1 protein-coding gene is annotated in these 722 nt (G+C 42.0%); it reads left to right on the top strand.

From position 1 onward, the window contains the following. Positions 1-194: 194 nt before the first annotated feature. The coding region (locus D1841_RS17865; RefSeq protein ID WP_166554353.1) for a LysR family transcriptional regulator at positions 195-722 on the top strand (528 nt) is incomplete at its 3' end.

Genomic DNA, 722 nt, shown 5'->3' with positions numbered 1-722 from the left:
GTAAAACATGACAGAAGTGTTTGACTTGCTATGACGATTAAAGCACATAGAGAGCTTGGATTTTCTCTTGCACTTGTTCTTCGAGAATAGTATAATCGAAAATAGGGTAAATGTAAAACGAGAAATTGTTCACTGAATTTGAAGAAAAACTTATACCCCCCCTCTTTTGCTTGTGGGGAGAAAGGAGGACGAACATGCCGAATCCGAAATATGAAGCGGCTTTAGCTGTAGTAGAAATGGGCAGTTTGAAAAAGGCAGCTGAGAGTTTAGGCTACACACAAACCGGTGTCAGCTATCTGATTAATTCTTTGGAGGAAGAACTTGGTGTAGAGTTGTTTGTTCGCAATTATGGAGGTACAGTGCTTACCGCAGAAGGAAAACTGCTGCTACCATATATTCGCAGTGTATGCAATTGTGAAAACCTTCTGATGAACAAGGTCCATGAGATAAAGAATTTGAGTTCTGGGTTGCTGCGAATTGGGAGCTTCAGCAGTGTTCATACTAATTGGCTGCCTGCCATGGTAAAAGAGTATCAGAAGCACTATCCGGGAGTAGAGGTCGAGATGAAATGCTGTGACGATTATGATAGACTGGAGGAAATGATTTGCTCAGGTGAAGTAGATTGTGGCTTTGTAGTCCTTCCTGCAAAGAAAAAGATGGAAGTGACGGAATTTTATGAAGACCCGGTGGTTGCAGTCGTCGGAGAGAATCATCCTTTAGCA

It is taken from the genome of Neglectibacter sp. X4 (assembly GCF_009917365.1).
Classification (GTDB): domain Bacteria; phylum Bacillota; class Clostridia; order Oscillospirales; family Acutalibacteraceae; genus Acutalibacter.
This window is presented reverse-complemented; position numbering and strand designations above follow the sequence as displayed.